Annotated in this window: 10 protein-coding genes; 1 reads left to right on the top strand and 9 read right to left on the bottom strand. The window is 42.8% G+C overall.

All coding sequences use genetic code 11. The annotated features are described in order from the left end of the window. Nucleotides 1-165 precede the first annotated feature (165 nt). Nucleotides 166-840 carry an SOS response-associated peptidase family protein gene (locus P5V12_RS05285; protein ID WP_316956225.1) on the top strand — a complete coding sequence of 225 codons (675 nt, stop codon included), beginning with the start codon at nucleotides 166-168 and terminating at the stop codon, nucleotides 838-840. On the opposite strand, the gene P5V12_RS05280 is transcribed toward P5V12_RS05285, so the two are convergent. The 9 genes from P5V12_RS05280 to P5V12_RS05240 all read right to left on the bottom strand — a co-directional run bounded on the left by P5V12_RS05280 (nucleotide 819) and on the right by P5V12_RS05240 (nucleotide 24,902). Then, on the bottom strand, nucleotides 819-2,009 hold the full coding sequence (locus P5V12_RS05280) for a hypothetical protein (RefSeq protein ID WP_316956224.1): 1,191 nt from the start codon (nucleotides 2,007-2,009) through the stop codon (nucleotides 819-821). The two genes, P5V12_RS05285 and P5V12_RS05280, sit on opposite strands and share 22 nt — an antisense overlap. Further along, the gene (locus P5V12_RS05275) at nucleotides 2,006-2,377 is read right to left on the bottom strand and encodes an OST-HTH/LOTUS domain-containing protein (RefSeq protein ID WP_316956223.1); all 372 of its coding nucleotides are present in this window, start codon (nucleotides 2,375-2,377) and stop codon (nucleotides 2,006-2,008) included. Before P5V12_RS05275 ends, P5V12_RS05280 begins: the two co-directional genes overlap by 4 nt. A 59-nt stretch (nucleotides 2,378-2,436) precedes the next feature. Beyond that, complete coding sequence (locus tag P5V12_RS05270; protein ID WP_316956221.1) at nucleotides 2,437-7,605, bottom strand: RecQ family ATP-dependent DNA helicase; 5,169 nt, start codon at nucleotides 7,603-7,605, stop codon at nucleotides 2,437-2,439. 333 nt (nucleotides 7,606-7,938) lie between these two features. Then, the gene (locus P5V12_RS05265) at nucleotides 7,939-8,433 is read right to left on the bottom strand and encodes a hypothetical protein (protein WP_316956219.1); all 495 of its coding nucleotides are present in this window, start codon (nucleotides 8,431-8,433) and stop codon (nucleotides 7,939-7,941) included. 27 nt (nucleotides 8,434-8,460) lie between these two features. Beyond that, on the bottom strand, nucleotides 8,461-9,447 hold the full coding sequence (locus P5V12_RS05260) for an RHS repeat-associated core domain-containing protein (protein ID WP_316956218.1): 987 nt from the start codon (nucleotides 9,445-9,447) through the stop codon (nucleotides 8,461-8,463). Nucleotides 9,448-9,590: 143 nt separating this feature from the next. Next, nucleotides 9,591-10,070 carry a hypothetical protein gene (locus P5V12_RS05255; RefSeq protein ID WP_316956216.1) on the bottom strand — a complete coding sequence of 160 codons (480 nt, stop codon included), beginning with the start codon at nucleotides 10,068-10,070 and terminating at the stop codon, nucleotides 9,591-9,593. 78 nt (nucleotides 10,071-10,148) lie between these two features. Continuing rightward, nucleotides 10,149-10,460 carry a hypothetical protein gene (locus tag P5V12_RS05250; RefSeq protein WP_316956215.1) on the bottom strand — a complete coding sequence of 104 codons (312 nt, stop codon included), beginning with the start codon at nucleotides 10,458-10,460 and terminating at the stop codon, nucleotides 10,149-10,151. Nucleotides 10,461-10,469: 9 nt separating this feature from the next. Beyond that, nucleotides 10,470-11,447, bottom strand: a complete 978-nt coding sequence (locus P5V12_RS05245) for an RHS repeat-associated core domain-containing protein (RefSeq protein WP_316956214.1) — start codon at nucleotides 11,445-11,447, stop codon at nucleotides 10,470-10,472. Nucleotides 11,448-11,480: 33 nt separating this feature from the next. After that, nucleotides 11,481-24,902 (bottom strand): PQQ-binding-like beta-propeller repeat protein, encoded by a 13,422-nt coding sequence (locus tag P5V12_RS05240; RefSeq protein ID WP_316956213.1) that lies wholly within the window; start codon nucleotides 24,900-24,902, stop codon nucleotides 11,481-11,483. Between the last annotated feature and the right edge of the window lie 16 nt (nucleotides 24,903-24,918).

Below are 24,918 nucleotides of genomic sequence, written 5' to 3'. Positions count from 1 at the left end.
TAGTAAGCAAAAAATGCATTAGAATTGATTTACGCGCCAAAATTATCTATAACGAAAAATATCTTCCTACACTTTCATAGCCCGCTTAGATTCGGCGAGCTAATTTAGAATCATTCCTATTTAGATAAATCAATAGCCTAAAAAATGGAGTTAAGAGGTAATGTAATGTGCGGATACTTTGGCAATCTCCACGAATGCCCTGCAGTTTTGGTCTTATTGTTGGATTTGGGACTTCCGATCCCCTATCCCGGTATGAATATGCAGAACTATCAAAAGAGATTGGTTAAAGGACACATCAGCGGAAGCGATAGTGGATATCAGTACTCAGATGCTTTCTGGTGGTACCAAATGGATGTTTTTGACGACAAGTTAATCCCGAGTAACCTCACCACCTTTAACGCAAGAAATCTCTCGGGACCACTCTATGGGAATGCCATCAAAACCAGAAGAGGAATAGTTATAGCTTCGGAAATCGGAGAGAGTATTGGAAGCGGAAAGGATAAAAAGATGTACCTCATGAAATCTCAGGATGGGTTACTTCTGGGGACTGTGTATAAAGATTGGCAAACACCTAATGGAGAATGCTTGAGAACGATGGCTATCATCACACGAGATCCTCACGAACGATTTAAGCAGTACCACGATAAATCGACGCCGCTCTTTCTGCCACATGATATTGGTTTTATCAAAGAATGGCTAAACCCGAGTATCCCCACCAGCCTAGCCATCGAGGAAGCATTGGCACACCCCAAACTGTATAACGATCTTGAAGTGACTCAGGTAAAAACATTTAAACGGGGCGAACCACTCTCAGCGCCTCAGACACTCAATAAAGATTGAACGATGGTGTTCAAGACCTCGATTTCACTCAAGTCAGCATGAATCACACAAAAGATGCCGATAGCCTCTTTTACTTTTGGCTGTAAAGCGCTCACAATCTTGGTCTTTATTTGATCTGCCCTGGCAAAGGGACTACACCCAACCCCAAGAGAACGTAACTCCACAAGCTTGGTCGTTAAGAATTGTTCTCTCTGCATCGGTAGAGAGACAACAGGAACCCCGCTTCTAATTGCCATACTTGTAGTGGTGTGACCTCCGTGGCACAAAAACACATCGGCATGCTGCATAGATGTGTTTAAATCTATAACTTCATTAAAGATTTGAAGATGTCGGGAGGAGAACGTATCAACCTCTGCGCTATCAATCCCCGGAATACTGATAATCGCATCAATCGGTAGCGATTCGATCACGCTCAACAACACGCCCAGGTTTTTGTAGTCTTTGTTCAGATATGCAATGAGCTTTTTTGGTCTTCCTCCCCGAAAATCTGCAACACGTCCACCAAATCCCCCATCCAAATACCCGTAGTATTGGCTCCCACGCCGACTCTGCGCGTAGATGTCGAGCGCTTCGTATGTCAACAGTAGCTCCCTATCACACTCGAATATCTCATAGACAGCGTTAAGCAAAGGCTTACCACTTAGCTCAAGAGCCCAATTCAATATCTCCAGTAAAACCTTTTCCGATTCAATCACTTCGGATATATGGCCTTTGTTGCTTTCGAATAAGGGCAGCGGAGATTTTTTTGGCGGGAGAAAGAAGCCATCACCGATATGCACTTTCTTCACCGCGAGATCACGGTAAGCCAGTAAAGCACCTGGCGCGGCATCATAGATAACGGTGTCGGGTTTTACTTGATCGAAGATCCTCATCCATGCGTTTATTAAGCAGGTTGTCTTTTCGACATTTTGAAAACTGGATGCAAGAAGAACCTCGGAATAATTTCTTGGCTTTGTTCTTTTTGAGGAAAGTACATAGAGGGTATTTGGCGCATTACCTACCGAATAGGGGAGCGGAAACTCCAGGCAGAAATATTTCTCAAGTAACCCACAAATCGGCAGAATGAATGTAACTCTGTGGCCAATAGCGCTAAGTGACTTAGCCAATTGATGTAGCCGACCTAAATGTCCGAGTCCCTTGCCGACTTCGAGGGCAATAAGGATGTTCAATACTGATACCTCTGAATTACAAATCGATAGAACAAGTGTTCAACCTTACTTGGCTTTTTCTTGTCTCGAATCCGTAACCCGGAGTCTATCACATCCATTTCAAACAGATCACACACTCGAATCAACTCGCTGAGTTTTCGATATCCATAGTTCAGCGGCGAAAATGAGCTGTTGTTCGTTAGATAACTACCTACAGTCGAAAGCATCGCCCAACTTTCATCATCCGATGTCTGAGACACAGCTTCTCTCAGCAAATGCACTAATGCCGCATCGCCCCTAAGCGTCTTTCTGTCCGCTTTTAAACTCGGTTTATCCTCTGCTGAATCAATCAGGTTTTCGGTGTAGATAAAAGGCGCACAGGCTTTCACAAATGACCACAACCCAATAGAAAATTACATAAGTGCGAATCAGGCTTTTAACTTATTATTCAGTAACACAATTCAACGATAGGTAACCACCACTGTTCCACCAATACCCCCTCTGGATCTTGCTCTTGCTCGATTGTTCTTTTTATAAGAGCAATTACTTTTACCTCCGTCTCATCTCCCACCAAAGATTGATACTTTTCATTAGCGGTCATGGAAAGCCTTGAAATTAGGGTATTTCTGCTCTCTAGAACTAATCGATTCCCCCCTCTTTTTACTAGTTTTACAATTTTTCCCACGCCAAGCTGCGCCAGTTCCTTGTGAATTATGTGTTCAGGTTGATATTTACCTGGAATTTTTAGAACAATTTGCTTCATTCCTATCGTTGAAAATCGGACCTGTTTATCAAGGAATTCTTTTGACTGACTTATTCCGATATGGCAATTGCCTTCACGCAAGATGGACAAATGAGGGTGGTAATTCTTGTCAGTTGTAATATTCATAAGGGTAAGCTGTTCAATAGACCGTGTCATACCCACGTAAAAAAGCCTTCTCTCCTCTTCAAGAGTATTGTTTTTTTCTAAAGCATATCCCCAATCCCCCCCCAAAATAATAACTTGCTTGAACTCCTCTCCTTTTACTCCATGTACGGTACTTAATACAACGCCGTCGCCATAACGGGTTTGCCTTCCCGCTTCGAATAGGTATTCATCGAATAATCGCTGAAAGTGAACAGTCGCAAGCAAGTTATCTCCAAACTCCTCTTGCCAATCTAAAATCAAGTCGTGTATTTTTTGATGCCAAGAGTTTCGCTCCTCGGGCAGCCAGCGTTCTAGATACTCAGTTTGAATTAAGCTGTCAGTAATGGCCCTTAACCATTCTCGAAATTCCACCATCTCCCTAACGAGATGTAAAGAGAAGGAATGGTCTTTATCTATCGCATATTGATATGGAACACCACCCAAATGTAGCACTGACCGTACTTGAACTAACTCTTCCCGATCAATACCGTTTCGAGCAAGGACTGCGATGTCATCATATTCCAACATCGGGTCTGACTCGGTTAAACAATGAATTTGCGTCAAGACCTCATTTGCCTGCTGGCTCAGGCTATTACACTCGATAATTTTCACTCTTCCCTGGCTTAGCGGGTCTTTCTCATGCCAACGCCCACCAGGAGGTTCTGTTTTCCTAGCATGGTTTATTTCAATAGGATGATCTGACTTCATTCGATCATTATTGTTGCCAATTAACAGGTTGGAAGCCTCAATAATCGTTTTTGTAGAGCGATAGTTCTGAGTAAGGTAATGAATTTCAGCCTGATAATCCTTCTCAAACTGATGAATGAACTCAACGTTTGCTTGGCGAAAACCATAAATAGACTGATCATCGTCACCTACAGCCATGAGACTGATTTTTTCGTCTTCATCCAAATTCTTCCCTGCAAGGGCCGAGATCATTTGATATTGTGGCTCATCAATATCTTGATATTCGTCTACAAGAATATGTTCAATGCCATCGAGTAGTAGTGAACGTTGATGATCCTCTTCTATTCCAATTTCTGTGACATCTCCTTTTAAAAGTGCCAGTGCGTCTTTTATTAAACTGTCAAAGTCCTTGTCCCTGGCCATGTCAGGATCGAATGACGTCCCTAGCAAGCGCATAGCTAAGCCATGAAATGTGTGAACCCGAACAAAACGCCCTTCATGCCCAAGTAAGAGAGCAATTCTCTTGCGCAAGGATACCGCCGCATTGTGGTTAAAAGTCAGAACAAGTATTCGCTGCCCAGGAACTTGTTCGACTCTTGCTAGATAAGCAACTCGGTGAACAATAACTTTTGTCTTTCCGGAGCCAGGTCCGGCAAGCACCAACTGGTTCTTATCCGACCGAGTGTGAACGATGGACTGCTGGGCAGAGTTGTTTAGCGAAGTAACTATTTTTTGCCATGATTCTTGGCTAGTCGCCCGCCTAAGCATTGCCTTTTGATTTTTAAAATACTCAGATAAAAACTCATTCTCAGGAAGCTCAAAATAATCTTTCACCAATTGATCAAGGGGTTTGACTTCATTCATACCTAATCTGGCGTACTCATGCATGACATGGATCTGAATGATCTTTCGCTGATAGTGGTGATCGAGATCTCGATAATGCTCTTTTGAATAGGTACGTGTATTTCCACTGGGAACCTTTAGTTCCATAGCTTGCTTAAAAACAGCCATACCATTTTGCAGCTCAATCACTTTATGAGCGTCAAGAAAAACAAAACTGCGCTCGATCCCCCTGAGCAGATATTCATTTTGCTTGGTTTTAGAAAAACCCTCCAACGCCTCTTTTAGCACCATGTCATTGCGTAACTCATCCATGGCTTGCTCCAGGCTAAATTCCACCATAACTTTCTTCTGGGAGGAAGCGCTTGCCGCAGGTAAAATCGTATAGAGAAACGCAACCAGGGATTCAGCCATATTGCGCCGGTGCTCAGAAAACCTTCTTAGTTCCGACCAGACACGATTAAGTGTTATGCATAACAAATCTTTTCCCTTCGTATGAAGGTCAATCGAGGGCTTATCCTGATATTGCTTCCCATCGTATGCCCAAGTCTTCAGTAGATTACGAATGATTCGAGGAGAAGACTCTAAGTTGAATTCATTAATTAACCGAGTATTAATAGACCGAATATCGACAATAAGCTGTTGCTTTGAGTCGTGATCCTCATAAGCTAGCTCAGGCAACAACGACAGTAGGGATTCTTCAATTTTATGGATTTCCTGCAATAACACCTTTGCATTGTTTTTTCCCTTTGGTCGAAAGTATGTCGTTAGGGAAAATCCATTGGTAATAACCCCAGCTGCTGCCATTTGGGCTAACACCCCCATAATTTGGGTAGGCGACATTTTATCCTTTAATTTTTCATCCTTTACCTGGGTAATCACCGAATCAAGTATGTCATCCGCATTGATTCCTTGATCGAGAGATGTATTCATTAACATCTGTAAAATCAGTAACCACTGACTTTTCGCTGCTGGAACTAGACTTAACGTCTCGATGTGAGTTTCCGCCTCATCCAAAGTTCGAAATTTTGGTTTCCCTTGAAAAACGGAATTGATATTATCTTCTCGCGTTAAAAACCCATCTTTTTCCAGCCAAGATATAGCAGTCTTAATTTTGGTATCCGCCATTTTATCATCGGCATCAATGTCAGCATTCATGTACTCAGAACGGATTAGTTCCTTGCTCGTCGCAACAATACTCCCATCGGTATATTTCGCTCTGAAGCGAATTTCTTTTAGAATCTCTCGAATGTCTTTCAGACGAATCTCTGACATTTTGCTGAGTTTAAATTGCTGTTCAATGTCTTGCTCATCAAACAGTAAAAAACAGCTTGCGTTATTTCGATCTCGACCCGCCCTACCCGCTTCTTGTAGATAGTTTTCAAGAGAGCCAGGAATATCGTGATGAATTACCAGCCTAACATCATCTTTATCGACTCCCATACCGAAGGCATTCGTTGCACATACCACGCGAAATTCCCCGGCCATAAAGCCATCGAGAATGGCACGCTTTTCGCTCGACTCTAACCCTCCATGAAAGTAGCTAACCGACAACGATTGCTGAGCGGATAAAATTCTAGATATATCTTCAACTCCGTTACGAGTTGAGCAGAATATGACACAACTCCCTTCTTGACCTGTCCCCAGATAATCCTCTAATAATTGAAGAATTTGACCGACTTTGTTGTGGGCTTGAGTTTCTACGACATCAAAGCTCAAGTTATCTCTTGTGACACTTCCTTCAAATCGTTGTAAGTCGATATTCAGCTCATTTTTAAAGTGGCTACAAATATCCTCTATCACCTGAAGCTTTGCTGTCGCCGTATAACAAAAAATGGGCGGGGGTTGTTCATTCTGCTCACGAGCCACTCTGGCAATTACTTTCGCGCAATAAAGGTAGTCCGGCCTAAAATCATGCCCCCACTTAGAAAGACAGTGCGCTTCATCAAAAACCCAGGCTCCAATTTGCCTTGATTGAATCGCCCTTTTAACTGAACCATTTCTTAATTGTTCCGGTGACAGATAGAGGATGGCAATATCCCCCATCCGAATACCTTCGAGAATAGAGGCTCTCTCTGGCATGGATAGCATTCCGTAGAGCGCACCTACAGACTCCATGCCTGTCTTATCCTTCAATCCATCGACCTGATCTTTCATCAATGCCTGTAACGGTGACACAATTACAGTTAACGAAGCGTTCCTCTGGTTTCTAATCATGGCAGGAAGTTGATAACATAGAGACTTACCTCCTCCCGTAGGTAATATCCCCAATAGCGATTCACCCGCAATACCGGCCTCAACAATATTTTTTTGCAAATTTGGGTGATTCTGAGGGGAATGAAAACCATCGAAACCAAAATATCGCTTTAGAGATTTCTCAGCATCAAAGTTCTCCTGGCAATAACCACATGAAGATTCACCACAGTGCGTTTCTCGTAATTTTTTGATAACGGATTTAATACTCGGAAATCGACGCCAAACCCAAGGAGGTAACACAGAGACACCTTCAGCGACTTGTATCCACGCAACAGCATAGGCCAAACACAATGAAGAGACTTTTCTGGATTCGAAATCATCGATCAGGCGACCTAGCTGAACAGGACACCCTAGAGTCGAAACACACTCTGAAATTAGCGTGCTAAATTCTGGGGTTTCGCCTCCGCTACCAGCTGCTTCCATGACACAACACAGACCAGTACTGTCAAAATCACTTTGAAGTTGTGTACTAAAAAGGAAGTGGTAAAGATCAATTATCGCTGAATTATCGGAATATTGTTGCCTAAATGCCTGAAGCTGCTCTTCAAAGATTGATAGGGATAATTTGGCGTCGGCAACTGGATCGTTGTAACTATCCTTTACGATCTTATAATCTTTTACCAACCTATGATAAGGGTTTCTCGGAAAAGCAAGTGGAGATAAGAATAAAGTGTCTATGACCGGCAGTTGCTTTAGCTCGCTGCAATCAATTTCTTGTGCATATAGCCAGGGAAGGTCATGCTCTAAAATATTGTGCCCTAGAATGAACTGAGCACCTTTGGACAAACTTATAAGCTGTCTAATTGCTTTTTTTGGATCTTTCCGTTCATCAACCTTAACATCACCTAACACTGCCCCCAAATGTTTTAGATGCTTCCCGTCCTTAGTGATTTCTAGATCGAGAGATAGGATTCCATCTCGGTTCATAGTCTACCTTGTTCTGAAAACGAGTATCGCTGTATGCTTCTTTCTACCTGCTAGTTTATCGTTGATCCAAAAAACTATCACTCATAATATTTTTGTCGCCGAACACCTCCAGAGACATTGTGCGCAAATTAAATTATGAGCCTAAGCCCGGTAGAATTTATCTCATCTATGAACTAAGGTCTGACAAAAAGTCACCCAAATTTAGTGACTCCTGAACTTTTTGTCTCAGCGAGAGTGGTTTCATATATTTCAGCATTACCTTTTTCATATTCACTTTTCCAGTACAGATCTCCATCCTCATATCGGCACAAGAGTAGTCTTCCTGAAATAAGCTTACTGCATATCAACATGCTTATCTCTTCTATAATTAGAATCAAAGACATCACCTACAAAATCTGTATAAACCCTCCATTGATAATCCGAAATTTTGAAAATTACTACCTCATAGCTACTATCCCAAGTTTCCATAAAATCTGAATCAACATAAGAAACAAACCTAAGAACATAAATATCATCATAGTCTTGCAGCATTCCAACGCCGACCTGATCTGAGTAGCCATCTATAGAGTATGAAAAAATACAGCTTTCCCTAAAATCAATATTAAATACTATATTTTTCCGTCCATTCAATTCCAATTTTTTCAATCTATCTCTAACTTTAGATGAGATTTTCTCACATTTATAACGAGAAATAAGAACAGGAGCAATCTCTCCATCAGTCAGCCGTGACAACTCAAGATTTTTATCTCTCTCAGACACAACACCCGCGAAAAAGGATAATAGTATAACAACCACACACAAAATGAATAACACAATAGGTTTTATCATTCCCCCCCCAAAATATTCAACTATCTTCTAAAACTCAGCTGGCAGGAAGCTTTTATTTGGCGGAAAAAACTGCTTTGATCCGCTTTCCTTTTCCTGCATACGCCCCCAATTAGGCGCGCTACTCGGTTTTTTTGCACCTGCGTTTTTAAAGAAACTATCTAAAGCAGATGTCAATTTATCATCCGAAGAATAATAGTCGATATAAAAATCCAATCCAGCCAAGTTAGAAGGCGCATCCTCATACGACCAACTTGTAGGGTATCCAGCCTGCCCATCTTCGGTCAAAACTGTACTATCCCATAGTTTTTTGTAAGCGTACATTTTTAAAAAACTACTATCTGTTTTCATAAATGGTTTTAGCCCTGATGGGATGTGTTTATTCGCTTCAGATGCAACTTGAAAGAAGTGCGCTAAATCAATCCACCCTCTGTTTTCGGTGTATATATAACGCCCGCCGCTTGCTCCACCAAATGGACCGACCTGTCCACCACCACCCCCAGCCTTCTCAGTATATCGTAATGAGTCTAACCCCTTTCCACCAATGATGACTTTTGCTTGATCCCATGTAATGGACTGCGACTTTGTTGGCTCCCTACCATCAAGATCGAGATATTTATACGGGTTATTATTCGCGTATGTATAGCGATTAAACATATGTGGACTATTTTCAATATAATCCAACACATGGGCCGGATCTCGACTGATAAAACGCCCTATTTCTGGGTCGTAGTAACGAGCGCCAAAATAAATTAGCCCCGTTTTATCGTCATATTGTTTGCCGGTGTAGGAGATGGCCTCATCGGTTTGATCACCGATGATCCATCCAGCTCGTTCACCAAAGGCGGCGTAATCTTTGCGCCAAATCACTTCACCTTGTTCATTGGTGGCGGCCACCACCGAACCTAATGCATCATTGTGCAAATAAGTAGTGGTACGCTCTGCCATACTCAATGACGACACAAGCATCAAACAAGCAAAGAGATAGACCACACTATTTTTTCCAATCCTTTTCATAAATTTCCCCAACGTCACTCTTTTTCTTTGCATCAAGGATGAACCGCGTTCAAATTATCAACAAAGCAGTTTAACCAGAAGCTGATTACAGTGATTCATTTTCCTATAAACGTACAAGAACAGTCGCATCATATCTCTTATTATTATTTCATTTTCTTCACACTTACATCATGAGAAACAAAAATTTCTTCGATATCCTCTACAATATCTCTTTCCGGCAAACCAATAATCCTCTCCTCACTACTATTAAGAATAATTTGCATAATGGGAAATGAGGTTCCATATAACTCTATCGCCCCAAGTACAACTTGGTTTATATTTTTATATTCAAAACGTTCTCGATCAATTACAACAACTCTTTTGGTAAGTGAAATATTTTGCGGAACAGATCGTAAAAGGCTATAACCTGGATATGCAAGCAAAAAGCCAATAATTAAAGAAACAGGCAGCACAATTTTATAATCGGCTGCTCGCCCTCCAAAAAGCCAGATAGCAAACACAAACAATACAAAAAGAATAACAAAGGACAACCTTGTTAAATGACCGACATTTGATTCGTACTCTTTATTTTTTGCCTTAATGTATTTTGGGTTTTCCGACCATTTTATCGACAACTCTTTCATCGCTTTTTTTATTTAGACACCCAACCAATCGGAAACATATTACAGACTAAAAACAATTATAAAATAAGCTGATATTTTTTAAATCTCATCAAAATAAGGAAGCTCATTCTTCGAACATACTTCACAAGGCCCTAGAAAAGTTGGGCAAAAATAAAAAATATAGTCATCATTCTTTTCCTCATAAAAAACCTTGGATAAGATTTTTTCCTTCCTGTAGCTTGCAATCTGTGAGAGATTGCCAGGAAATTCACCTTTTTCTTCGTAATAATCATTTATCTCTTGACAGACATTCAAAACAGGATATTCAAAGTCAATACTTAAATAACCAAAGCCTGCGCCAATAAGAACAAAACAAATAAGAGATAAAATGCAATAATTTAGAATTTTCATTCACTTCTCCTACTTAGACTGATAGCGACCAAGAGCCTTCTTTGCCCCGTGGGGGGAAAAAACGAAAGTATCCAGGCTTTCAAAATCACGATACAAACTAGCAGCTTCGTTGCGAACAGACTCTGAATACCCTTGTTCAGAATCCGCAACCCCTTTCAGCGCCCCTTTCAAGGTAGAAAATGTATGTGTTACACAATTTGGTCCTGTCAGCCCCCAATCAGATCCAGAGTAGGTCTGCCCTCCGGATAACTGACTCTTACGCTCTAAAGCATTTAAAACTTCAGGAGGCAAACTCTTGTCACCACTATCATAAGCATCCCTAAACTTCTGGGCAATAGCATTATCGAGTTCTTGACTGACGCTAAAATGGAATTCTTCATAGCCTTGATATTTTGCAGATGAAGGAGTTCCCTTTGTCCTTTTGTATATACCTGGCCCACTATATAAACTCCCCTTATATTTCCCTTTATACCTTCCAAAATCGTAGTTTACTTTATTTCCATTGTAATTTGTTTGTATCCCAACATGTCCCGTTCCTGCGGTTTCTACGTAAACCGAAAACCGCCCATCTGGATCTATAAACTTATACGGATTGTTATTCGCATAGGCATAGCGGTTAAATATATGCGGATTGTTTTCAATATGACTCAACACATGGGCCGGGTCGCGACTGATAAAACGCCCTATTTCCGGGTCGTAGTAACGCGCGCCAAAATAAATCAGCCCTGTTTTATCATCGTATTGTTTGCCGGTGTAGGAGATGGCTTCATCGGTTTGATCACCAGTGATCCATCCAGCTCGCTCACCAAACGCCGCATAATCTTTGCGCCAGATCACTTGACCTTGTTCATTGGTGGCGGCCACCACCGAACCTAATGCATCGTTGTGCAAATAGGTAGTGGTACGCGCCGCCATACTTAATGACGACGCCATGACCATCAAACAAGCAAAGAGATACACCACACTGTTTTTTAAGATCTTTTCCATAATTGTTTCCTAACGTTTCTCTTTTACTTTGTCTTAAGGATTAACGACTTCCAGGTTATCAATAAAACCATTTAAACCGAGCTGGTTGGTGTAAATGCGGAATTTGACTTGCCCCCAATCGGTGTAGCTGTGCTCGTAGCTGTAACCTGCCGCACGTGTTTGCCCTGCAGGGTAAACATACAACGTTGATCCGGTGGCATGCTGGACGATTTCAACTTGGTACACGGTATTGAGCTGAGCGACACCTAACACCTCAGTTGTCTCAAAACCATACACATTGTTGTAAAGCACATGCACATTCCCGTTTTCCAGAAACGCACTGACATATCGTTTATCCGCATCGGCTGCTTGGTCGTTATAAATACCCACACCAATTTCACCGGTGGTTTGCCATTCGCTCGTGGATAACTGAGCTTTGAACGTCAAGCTATCGGTAAACAAATAACTTTGCGTGCCCAGTACCGCTTTGAAGTACGTGTCCCAACCACTCATACGCGCGAAATTCAGTACACCACCACTCACCGTCATATGGTTAAATAAGGGCTCCAAGCCTGTACTGTCCGCACTAAAATCCTGCGACCAGAGTAAACCGGGCGTGCCGGAATTACTGTTAACAGTGATACTCAGCGCGGTACTTGTCGCTGTTTTGCCACCACTATCTGTCACGTCAGCGGTAATACTGTGCGGCCCGGCGGTTAAGTCATTAATGCTGACAGATGGGCCGGTATAGGACAGTGGTCCATCTTTACTGGACGTCCAGTGAATCCCTTGCGACAAGGTGACATCGTCGTCTTCGGTATCTGTGGCTTCCGCAGTAAACAGGATGGAATCCCCTTCATTAAAGAAGCTATCTCCTGCTGGCCCGGTGATGTTTATGGTCGGAGCCGTGTTCGGCGCTTCATTGATGGTGATGTTAAGTGGCGCACTTTCAGCAGGCGCATTATCACTATCCACCACTTCCGCGGTGATGCTATGCGCCCCAACCGATAGGTGGTTTACCAAAATGGAGGAGCCCGTTTCAGGCAGTAGATTATCCTTACTGGATCGCCAGCGAATACTTTGCGACAAAATAGCATCGTCGTCTTCCGTATCCGTAGCATGTGCCGTGAAGTTAATGGTGTCTCCCTGAGTGAAGAAGCTTCCCCCTGCTGGTGTATCGATTGTCACGGTAGGCGGATTGTTCACCACACCACCAGCACCCACGACCTGCAAGTTATCAATCAACCCATTTAAACCAAGTTGGTTGGTATAAATGCGGAGTTTGACTTGTCCCCAATCGGTGTAGCTGTGCTCGTAGGTGTAGCCATCCGTACGCGTTTGCCCGAGCGGATAAACATACAAGGTAGATCCTGCAGCATGTTGCTCGATTTCAACTTGGTAGACGGTATTGAGTTGGGCAATACCTAATACCGCAGTCGTATCAAAACCATATACATTGTTAAAACGCACATTCAGGTTACCGTTTTCCAGGAATGCGCTGACAAATCGCTTCTCAGCATCGTTCACTTTATCGTTGAAAATACCAAACCCAACTTCACCGGAGGTTTGCCATTCGCTGACCGACAGCTGTCCCTTAAAGGTTAAGCGATCACTAAATAAATAGCTTTGTATTCCCAGCACACCTTTGAAGTAGGTATCCCAACTATCCATACGCGCAATGTTCAGTACACCATTGCTGACCGTCATATGGTTAAACAAGGTGTCTAAGCCAGCACTATCCACGCTGAAATCCTGCGACCAGAGTATACCGGGCGTGCCAGAGTTGCCTTCGATTGTGATAGCAATAGGCGAGCTGACAGCTAAACCGCCAGCACTGTCAGTCACTTCTGCAGTAATACTGTGTGAGCCGACTAATAAATTACTTACATACACAGAACCACCAGCTAAACCAGAAAGCGGCCCATTACGATCCGAACGCCACTGGATACTTTGCGTCAAAGTCGCATCGTCATCTTCGGCATCGGTCGCTTGTGCAGTGAAGTGAATCATTTCACCTTGAATAAAGGTACTGCCTGTGCCCGGCCCAGTAATATTCACCGTTGGCAGAGTATTGGGTATTGCGCTGACCTTCACGAGAATGGGTAAGCTAACACCGGTCCCACCCGCACTGTCCGTTACTTCAGCAGTAATGCTGTGATCGTTTGGCGATAGCGAATTCACATTCACCGATGCACCTGTCACAGTTAATATTCCATCGTGGTTCGAGCGCCACTTAATATTTTGAGACAGAATGGTGTCGTCGTCTTCCGCATCGGTTGCACTGGCAACAAAATGAATGGTTTCCCCTTGAACAAAGGACGTATTGTTTCCAGGCTGAGTGATCGCTACATCAGGAATACTGTTTGGCGGCTCATTGATCGTTACGGTAATGGCCGCACTCACAGCGGAGTCACCTGCCGAGTCCACTACTTCCGCGATAATCTGATGTTCACCAAGCGGTAAATTACTGACTTGAATAGCCCCTCCAACAACACTCGACAAATAATCAACCGGGCTTGAACGCCACTTGATCGTTTGCGACAAAGTGACATCGTCGTCCTCAATATCATTCGCCTGAGCTATGAATTGAATACTTTCCCCTTGAATAAAGGACGATGCATTTCCAGGAGCGGTAATGGCAACCGTCGGCGGCGAATTTACAATAACCGTAATCGGTTCACTGCGCGTGGTTTCGTTGTCACTGTCGGTGACGACCGCGGTAATAATGTGTGTATTCGCAGTGAGCGCTGTTGTGCTGATACTCGAACCACCTTGCGAGAACTCCCCATCCCAGTTCGATTCCCAACGAATTTTCTGCATTAATATGGTGTCATCATCGTCCTGATCACTTGCCGTGGCCGTGAAGTAAATACGTTGATTGACTTTATATTTCGCATTATCCCCTGGCGCAGTAATTGAGATGGTCGGCGCGGTATTGCCATTTACCGTGACTTTAGTCAGTGCCGTATCCACAAAACCGGCAACATCATCTTCTATTCGCGCATAGATCCAATGCTCGCCTTTTAACGTTAATTGAACGCTCGGTGGAGTACTTCCCGTTCTGAGCAACCCTTCTCGGCTGGAATACCATCGAATATTGTCACTCACATCTATACCCGATTCATTCAATGCTGAACCAGACAACGCCAACGGGTTATTCACATCATGTTTACTATTGTGAACAGGCTGAGTGATGTCAATGCGGTGAGGCACACGGTTATTGCGGTGCGAGTTTACTCCCCCATAAGCACCATACTTCGTTGACCACACACTGTGTGATTGACCAGGATTATTATTGGCCAGCACGAGTATGGAAGACGTATTACCACGAAGAGTCGCATAGATCGTACCATCGTTGCCTATCGATGGATTCAGAATTTGCCGATTGGTTTGCAATAACTGCTCCCACACATTCACAGGGATTTGCGAGTCATTCACTTTAAACGCAGAAATGACATTGTATGCTGTCCCGTATTGATATGACCCACCGGAAAGCAGATACACAAAACCATCAGCACCAGAGATTAAATTAAAACTTCCTTTATGATTAGTTGGCAAACTCCCCAGTAATTGCCCATCAGAAGAAACCACGCTTAAAGATGAATCACTGTAACCGTAAGCAAAAATATTGCCGTGATCATCGAGCACGAATTCGTTTCCTCGACCGGCGACAAGTGCAACGGGAGATGCCCATAGATCAATACCGGTATTAGGATCCAGTTTACGTAGATTTCCGTCTATGCCTAATACATAAAGACCTCCATCAGGCGCAAAGGCAAAAGCTTTCTCAGCTAACGTAAGGTCGTCTCGTCTCCATGTTACTTTCCTTAAAACGGTGTCATAGGCATAAAGAAAAGAATAAAAATTAAAATAAACAGTTCTTCCATCAGCGGAGGAAACCAGATGATAAGCCGTCTCATTGGACTGCGTAAGGTCATACAGATTTTCCGTCCATTGAATAGAACCGAAACTATCAATTTTATAAAAGTAGTTTGGACCCGTAACGACATAAAGTGACCCATCCTCTGACAGACTAAATGCTAAACAGTTATTAGCATTTACTCCGGCCCGCCAAATAAGCTCACCTTCGCTATTCAAGTAGTAAATCGCATCGGCAAATGCATAAATATTTCCGTTCTGATCCACCATAGGTGGTTGACGGGAAAGCGGATACGAAACCAGCATGGGATATATCCAACGAACACTTAAATCTGGATTGAGCGACACCAACCCTTCTGATCCAACGTAATACACATATCCATGTTCATCAACTGTGGTGCCACCGTATATCGATGTGTAGTCTTTTTGTAGAAGCACGTCGCCATTACCTGGAGAAGACAGACCATCGGACAGACTCGTTCCCGCCAGGATTTCTTGTAGATTACTAAACCCATCTGTATCGCTTTGCGCCAGGGCATCGGTAGCATCTGTTGGACTCAATCCTAGCGTATCAATTTCAATACGATCAGGAATTCCGTCGCCATCAGTATCGGCGAGATAAGGTGAGGTTGTCGCAACACCTTCCTCACCATCTAAAACACCGTCGTTATCCATGTCCGGATCGGTGGGATCAAAGCCCTGCTGAATTTCGATACCATTTTTTATCCCGTCATTATCCGAATCCAGGTTTGCATCAGACAAGTTATTTGGATCCATTCCATATCGAACTTCAACACAGTCTGAAATTCCATCAGTATCTGAATGCGTCGATGTCGAATAATAACGACCATTGGCAAAGCATTTACTAGCTGAACCGGCCGTATTATGACTAACACCATTCACGACATAACCATTCGACGGTTTACTATCATCAATAAACGAAAACACCTCCCCCATATCGCTGTATACTTTTATCATTCCATCCATTTCAGATAACGTCGTTACCTTCTTACCTTTTATCGGCATATCCCACTTTAGCGCTCCGTTATTCGAGGCATCATAGGCATAAAGGTGCCGATCGATTCCTTGAACAAGCGTATCCCCGCCTGCAATTTGCAGAGAGCATGTTCCCGAGCTTGATGATCCAGGGGTACCAATTCGCCAGCGCTCTTCCCCTCGAAAATCCAGACTCACAATCGAATAACTTAAGTAACCACCACCTAGACATAAATAAATATTTTTATCCCTATCCACAACCACATTGTCTGACTTAATCCCCGAGGAAAAATAAATACTTTTACTCACTTTCCCACTGTATTTATCTATCTTAAGTAGATTGTTATCAGTCTTCACCCATAGATGTCTATGCCCAATATCGACTAACAATGTCTTTCCGCCTGGTGTTGACGTTTGCCATAAAAGCTCACCCTGATCGGAAAGGGCATAGGTTGAAGATAAATCAGAAAAATACACTCTACCGTCAACATCCAAAATGGGAGAATTAAATGGGCTATCAAAATATTCACCGATTTCATAGTCCCAGTTCAATATTGCCGTATCACCAGAGAGGTTGAGTGACACAATTTGCTGTGAATTCGAACCAAGACCAACAGCAGACAGCGCCAAGCCATTTTCTCCATGTGTAATGGCTGATAACTCCTCTTTGGATATCTCCGGGAACACACTTAAATCAAATGATTTTTCCAAAACCCCCGTATCCAAAGACAAACGATAAATAGCATTTTTACAGCCTAAATAAAGTTTATTATCCGGCCCAATGCTTGGCACACATCCTACGTAATTATAATTGTTACGAGCCGTCCACTTCACCACACCATCAGAATATATCGCCTTAACAACATTAGAATAAACGGTATAGGTGGTACCCATACTGTCCATCACCGTAGAGGGCGCATATTGAGCGGTGGACTTGACATCCAAATGCAATTTACGAACTAACCGATCATCGGAATTTGATAATGGGTAGCTGGTGATATCACCAGGTAATGTGCCAACTAAAAGCTCTTCACGTAAGCTAAATTTATCCTCATCAACATCGACCAGAGCCTCTTCGTTGTATACGGCTGGATTCAGGCCATAATCCTGTTCCTTCGCATCGGGTATACCGTCATGATCGCTATCGAGCAACAGCGGATTGGTATTTAATCCAACCTCCTCATAGTCCGAAAGACCATCCCCATCCGAATCTGAAATTTGGCTGCTGGTTTTATTGAGATACTCATCGTAGTTTGACAATAAATCGCCATCTTCATCACCCGTTGCGTTATTTTCATTTTCATAATTGAGATGATGAATAAATTCATAACAGTCTGGCAAAAGATCGCCATCCTGATCATCGCTATCGTGTCTACCCAGGATTTTTTTATCCGACCGACATTGATAGGAACTCCCAGCCAAATCATGGCTATGCATTGGCCACGGGGTTTTCGCCGGACCACCCGAGTCGGTGACCAAACCGGTCATGACTTCTGACTGAGTCGTGCCATCTAAGTACTCGATAATTAATACACCGTATTGTGTAATCACCGGCGAATAATTTAATCCAATACCAAAATTCTTCCGCCACTTTTCAACGCCATTCACATCGAGAGCATATAAAAAGCCATCGGTAGAGGTAAAGTACACATCGTCGTTTGCGGCAACAGCAGGCGTCGAGGTAATCGCATTCCCGGTAACAAATGGTGACAGTAATACCACACCGTCTCGACTTAGGGTATGTAACTGCCCCGCTTCATCACCAAAGTAAATACGGGAATCCGAACCGATGACCGGTGAGCCCGTTATTTTTGTGCCAACGGAATACTTCCATTTAATTTCACCGGCAGCGTTTACCGCGTAGAAATCGCCCAACGCATCACCAAAGTACACGGTACCCACTTCATCGATCGCAAGTGATGTCGTAATCACACTATCAAGAGTCGATATCCAGAGTACATTTCCAGACTGGGTTAACGCATATAGATTGGCTTGATCATCGGTAAAATGCAGGGTTCCTTGAGCAGAAATGGCAATGGACTGCATACCAATTTCACCGATACCATAGTATCGCCAGTCAGTCGACATATCTGAAAAATAGGAATAGACATCACCGTAAGAAGACACCCTATTATTATTTTCATCGATTGCATAATCACCAATCAATAAGGTTCCGATACCATCGATAGTTAAGGAATCACGGCTACTTTTAGTAGAATATTGCACGACAGATAAAGCACCATCGTAGGTAACTCGATATACAGGGTTGGCATCCGATCCCGTTTTACCTACAGGTTTAACATAAGCCGCACCCTTATCATCTACAACAGCACGGGTATCAATGCCATTGACAATAATATTTTCGACAGGAAAATCGTGTCGCCACAGCGACTGGCCATTTTGGGGAAAATCGCTGATCGAGTTTGGATGGGTACCAGTTAAGAATTCAATACTATCTGGATACCCATCACCATCTGAATCAAGAGTATTTTTCACTGCCGGATTTAAATTATGCGCCGTTTCATAATCATTTGGTAAACCATCCTCATCATCGTCTTTGTTCGATAGCGGATCAGTTTGATGGGTGATGACCTCATCGTAATCAGACACACCATCGCCATCCGTATCGGCAAGGAAGTAGTCCGTCCCCGCTTCATATTCTTGTAAATTATTTAGCTGATCCTCATCCCAATTTTCCAATGCATCATTCGGATTACTTCCACCTAAGCCCGCTAAGTGCTCAGAACAATCGGGGATTCCGTCGTTATCCATATCATCAGTAGCCGTGTTACCCAAAGTAAAATCAGCAAACTGACACTGGTTCCCAGTTCGATGTGGGTTATTTTGCGCGGTATACCAGGAACGTTGAGCGCGACTATTTGCAGGTATGGATTGTGCCAATGCAAAGACTTGCAGATGCCCATGCGTATAACAGCCAAAGCTGCAACCGGGCCCAGAAAACCGTCGATAAACGGAAGGAATAAACACTGTGCCTTCTTTTAAAATAAGCGGACTCAAGCTAAACATTGCGCCTTCGTGCAATTCCGGCGTCCAGGAGCTCAGCAAATCACCGGATGCAGCCTTGTAGACAAACAGTCCTTGGGCATGACTGACATAGACATTACCAAACGCTTCCTGAACCGTTTTCTGTGCTTCAATGTCGGCTTTGACAAATCCGCTCCTCGTTCCATATTCCGTATAAATATCTATGGATTTACTCCAAAGTATTCCGCCAGATTTTGATATCACCCATAAGGTTCGAGTTCTTGCCGCACCACCGCTCACCACATAAATATTGCCACTTTCTCCGATTGTAACAGGCGCAGTGATGGAACCACCCTTCAAATCCAACTGCCAGTTCAGCTGCCCATTTTTATTGAATGAATAAACCGCACCATCCGTTGCACCAACATAAATATTGCCAATGTAATCTACTGCTGCGGCCGCATGTATTTCCGTATTTAGGGCATACTGCCAGTTTAGTGTGTAATCTGATTTCAGAGACACAAGACCATTGTGAAGCGTACCAATAATAATATTGCCATCCCGATCAATAATCGGTGAGGCACTCACCGCATCGTTAATCGAGTACCGTAACTGAAATTCGGTATCTGAAAGTGTTTGTGAATACACTTTGCCCTGTTGTGAGACCACTACTGGCTCGCCAGAGGTGTTGATAGCAATCGAAGAGAAAAACGAATCGGTGTAATCAATAAAATCTGGCTGAACAGCGTTACCAAGTTTATCCAGCACAACAATCCTGCCACCATTCTGATTCTTTACACTTAAAAAGAGGTTTCCTTGAGGTCCAACAACGGGAGCACCGTATACCAAACCGCTACCGGTATACAGTATTTCGTTTGTCGTACCAGAGAGAGGTATTCGTTGAATCTGAAATTCATTATCATCACTGTTTATTGCCAGGTAGAGATAGCCATCGTAACCAAAAGACAAGGTAGATGCCTTAAACAGGTTTTCAGCAAGCGCTTGATTATCTGTCGATGGACTGATTGACCAACTGGTCGGGCTTATTTCCCATAGTGTTTCAAATTTTCCAGGATGATAACCGGGATTATTGGGCTTGGTTACACCCACATATTCCTGAATATTACTGTAACCATCTCCATCCAGATCTTGAAAGCCATCGGCATAATCATTTGGATTCAGGTTTAATCGTGTTTCTATATCATCTGGAATGCCGTCGTTATCCGTATCTAACGTCAGGTTCAAATTATCATGCACACCCTGAATAAGATCGAAAGCAAATTCAAATCTATCATCATATGGATCCGCATCCGAGTGAGGATTATCGATGAGAGTTCCCAATAACTTTTCATGAATATCTGTCAGTCCATCACCATCGGTATCCAGCGCCTCACCATCTCCCAATGGATTAGATCCCGCCTCCACTTCCACCAAATCATCAATACCATCAAGATCCGTGTCTTTTCTTAAGGCATTGGTACCATAAGCCAATTCAATATCATCCGTAATGCCATCGGCATCGCTATCCTTATATTGAATATACGAATGTTGCTGTTCATACTCAACCAGATTCAGTATTCCATCTCCATCTTTGTCTTTTCCTGCATCCGAGGTATCGGAAGGCGATAAGCCAACAGCCAATTCAATACAATCAGGGATTAAATCCATGTCTGCGTCCAACGCCATATCGGTATGCACATCCACCGAACGTGCAATAACAGAGGAACCCAAGCGAATGTAGTCTGTAGACGTGCATTCATAAATACTATCTTCATAGAGAAGTTGGCCAGATTTAGTATGGACGCTATACGTTAGCCCATATTTTTGGTTATCTTTTTGAACCACCCGTTGCCCATTACCGTCATAGCGGTAGGTCATATCGGCTTCGGGTGTAGGGGAGCCTACGGAAGTGGATAATTCGAGAAGCTGTGAAGCGTCATCAAATTGATATCGAATAATATCGGATAGTTCTAGAGTACGACCTTGAAAGCCTGTACCAATGTAATACTGTTTTTCATTGACGTTGCCATAGCGATCGTAGTTATAGTGCGTTTCAGATACAACACTTGAAAAAGCGACATCTGTTTCAACTAAAACTTTTTTCAGCTTCGATTTTGTTAAATTATAAGAAAGTGAATAGATGTGATAATCTTCATTACGTGTGTACAAATTTCCGTACTGATCATAACCTTGGTACTCTCTTTTCTTTGATTTAGATTGACTATTCGTTTGCGTTAAACGGTCTAGGGAGTCATACAAAGAGGAAACTGTATAGGTTGAATCTAGACTATTGACAATAGATCTAGTATTGCCGGTGGCCCCATAATTATACCCAAGCTGCACGACATCCGTGCCGACATTAATTTGTTTTGTCATCAACCGATCATCAAGCGTGACATCCGTGACAACACCATTACCTGATGTAAAACTTTTCACCTGCCCACTCGGGTAATAATGGATAGTGGAAGCATAAATCCCGACTTTGGTTGCTCGCCCTAAAGGATCCGGGGCGTAATCCACCAATAAAGTACTCGGATACTGAATGGAGGCTAAATTATCCAGCAAATCGTAAGTATACTGTGTTGAGTAAACACGAGGAGCATCAAACTCCATGGTTAAGGTTAGGGTTTCGGACTTCAGATTATTATTTTTGTCGTACACATAATCCAATACCGAATCTTCCGTTGAAATACGTTCAACATTGCCGTTTAAATCGTAGACATATCCCGTTGAGTCACCACGCGGATAGGTAATGGTTTTAATTCTGTCGAGTTCATCGTAGGTGTAAATGGTTTTCTCTTCATGAGTGACCGGCAGGATGTCACTTTCCCCAACATACGTCCTGATTCGGTTCCCTTCATCATCATATTCGTGGTGTGTCCAGCCAACTTCCGCATCCTGCTCCGCAACCAGATTAAACTGTTCGTCATACTGATAATAACGAGAAACACCATCGATAATTTGATTGCCATTTTGTGGATCGTATTTTCCCTGAAAAACACCTTTTTTATTGTTAAAAGTGTCTACGCCAATAAAAACCGCAATGTCTTCTGGATAATAAGACATGATCGGTACAGATGAACCCCTATTTACACCAAAGATTCGATAGTATTTTGTTGTTTCAATCGTATATTTATCTTTGTAGATAACCGTTGTATCGTCGTAATTGTAGGTTTCCGTATACCCGGCAGAATCCGTTTCACTGGTTAACCGGGAGAGTGCATCAAATTGGTATTGCGTGCCTTTGGTACCAACAGGAATTTGATATGTTTCTCTGAAATAACCCGCAGGATCGAGAGGATGAGTCTGAAAGACAATATTGCCTCGAGTATCATATTCGATATCCGTGACGACTTTTGCTATACCATCGGCACGGTGTGTTGTACTAATAACTCGCCCAAAACTATCAAGCACGTCTGTACGCTGATACCCGCCACGGGTTATCACTCTGTCTTCTAATGCGTAGCGGATGGTCGTGATTTGATTAATTGGTGGTGTGATTTGGGTAATTCGATTGAGATCATCGTAAAGATAACTGGTCGTATCGCGCTTCCCATTCATTTCTGAAGCAATAGTCCCCGTGCTATTGACCACTCGTTCCAGGGTCACGCCTTCTGGATGGTATTCCATTTGGGGAATACCACGTCTGTAATTGTGATACTCCGTTCGCGTAAGGCTGGGGTCGGTTTTAGAAAGTACATCACCGGTTTCCCAATAGGTATAGGACGTTGTTCGGCCAAACTCGGTTGTATTTTCCAACAATCCATTACTGTAATAACTGTTTGAAACTTCACCTATCGGTGTATTTAAACTCACACCTTCAGGCCCTGCGCTCCCCGCATCAACAGCGTAGAATTCTTGCTTTGCAGGCAAACCAATTAACCATTGATTAGTATCATTATTGTAAGTATTGACGGTTAATTTGTCGTTGCCGTCCCAGGCTTGCCATAAGTTTTGTTGGTCTGTTACGCCATAATTTGTGTATTCCAGAATTCTTCCTGGATTTCCATATTGGTCATAGTGTGAATAATTGGTTCTGTGACGTGTGGAAAAGTCTCCATCACTTATGGTTGAGTAATTCCCATTACCTGTGTCATTGATAATGTCCCCTTCCCGATCTTGCGTTTCCCATAAAAGAATAGGCGCGTAAGTTACATCATCCTTAAATTGCTGGCTAATCGCCGCATGATTGTAATCCTCATCGGATATTTTTCGATAACCCCACTCCCAGCGCCGTCTTTCTTTTATCTGACCATCTAAAGAAAACACCTCTTCTCCCACTTTTAAACCCACCGACCGAGGAGGTACAGAAGATAAATACCAGTCTTGATTTGCATCTTTGTATTCGAAGTATGACAGTCCAAAGTGATAGAATTGAATGATTTCCGTAGGGGATGTTACCTTTGTCATATCGTATTTATGACGAAGCCCACTACCAGGAATGATTGATCCAAACGGCACGCTCATCGGGAAGAATTCATACGTCCAAACACCCGGAGCAACGTTATTGCCCGAAAGTGTTTTGGTTTTAACACTGACGAATGGTGCTGGCTGGTACAAAAAGTTTTTTGGTTTTTCAAATTTCACTTTCTGGTAGGTATAGTCAATACTCGCACCATAAGGGTAAACAACCTTATTGATCGAATAGCTGCCCATATCCGCTTCATCGATCCCATCGGTTAAATCAGGATCTATAACTCGACTATTGTAGAAATACTGCCACGTCTGTAGATCAGGCCGCGTAACAGAAACAAGCTTCTTGATATTAGGTTGCATATAATCTGGAATAACCTCATAGGCATACTCCCAGCGCTGACCGTTTGCAACAATGGCACTAATGGTTAATGCTTCAGTATTTAGGTTTTCGTATTCAAACGTGACTACCGGGATTTCAGGGTTGCCACCTATTTCAGTCGCCTCTTCTTTTCGGAACACTTTATCGATATATAGTTTTCCAACGGCATTGGTGCCATAACCAATGGAGATCCAGTTGCCGTTTAAATCTTCGATTTTCGAGGTATACCATGCAGCACCATAGAACTTGTCCATAGTATATTTTATGCCGGAAGGACTAGTGACCTCGAAACCATTGTCCGATACCAAGCATTGTGCTTTCCAGTTGCTTTTTGTAATCAGGGTATTTGTTGTACTCAGATGAAAAGCGCTAAGCACCAGCTGTTCTCGCGCACCATCACCAAGCTCTAAAGAGGGGTTATCGCGTACTGTTTCGGCATGATTTGATTGGTTACACACTTTATCAATATGGCTTTTAGGCGCAACAATTCGACCAAAATGCATGGTCCACCCCAAGCCCATATTCATAAGTGAATCACTTGCAGCGACATTGATATCACTAGGCTGGAGGCTGGTATAAGAACGGTTAATACTGATATCCATTCCACCATTACCGGGGATATGAATATCGGTGTATTTTAGTTGGAGAGTCCCACTGAACGGATCGATATGCTCGTTAAAACTCTGATTCAGGCTCTCTTTAAACGGATGTAATCCCGGTTCAGCGTAATAGTCCCTTATCTCTTCGGAATACGAATTTGAAGAAACCCCAGCAAATAAAATAGAAGTTAATGCGATTATTTTTTTGGATAAACTAGACATATCAATCCCTTAAAAA

This window comes from Teredinibacter sp. KSP-S5-2 (genome assembly GCF_032773895.1).
GTDB lineage: Bacteria > Pseudomonadota > Gammaproteobacteria > Pseudomonadales > Cellvibrionaceae.
This window is presented reverse-complemented; position numbering and strand designations above follow the sequence as displayed.

Excerpts from the sequence above, each read along its gene's own strand:
- P5V12_RS05255 (WP_316956216.1), bottom strand. The coding sequence starts at position 10,070 with ATGAAAGAGTTGTCGATAAAATGGTCGGAAAACCCAAAATACATTAAG.
- P5V12_RS05240 (WP_316956213.1), bottom strand. The coding sequence starts at position 24,902 with ATGTCTAGTTTATCCAAAAAAATAATCGCATTAACTTCTATTTTATTT.
- P5V12_RS05250 (WP_316956215.1), bottom strand. The coding sequence starts at position 10,460 with ATGAAAATTCTAAATTATTGCATTTTATCTCTTATTTGTTTTGTTCTT.
- P5V12_RS05245 (WP_316956214.1), bottom strand. The coding sequence starts at position 11,447 with ATGGAAAAGATCTTAAAAAACAGTGTGGTGTATCTCTTTGCTTGTTTG.
- P5V12_RS05285 (WP_316956225.1), top strand. The coding sequence starts at position 166 with ATGTGCGGATACTTTGGCAATCTCCACGAATGCCCTGCAGTTTTGGTC.
- P5V12_RS05260 (WP_316956218.1), bottom strand. The coding sequence starts at position 9,447 with ATGAAAAGGATTGGAAAAAATAGTGTGGTCTATCTCTTTGCTTGTTTG.
- P5V12_RS05265 (WP_316956219.1), bottom strand. The coding sequence starts at position 8,433 with ATGATAAAACCTATTGTGTTATTCATTTTGTGTGTGGTTGTTATACTA.
- P5V12_RS05270 (WP_316956221.1), bottom strand. The coding sequence starts at position 7,605 with ATGAACCGAGATGGAATCCTATCTCTCGATCTAGAAATCACTAAGGAC.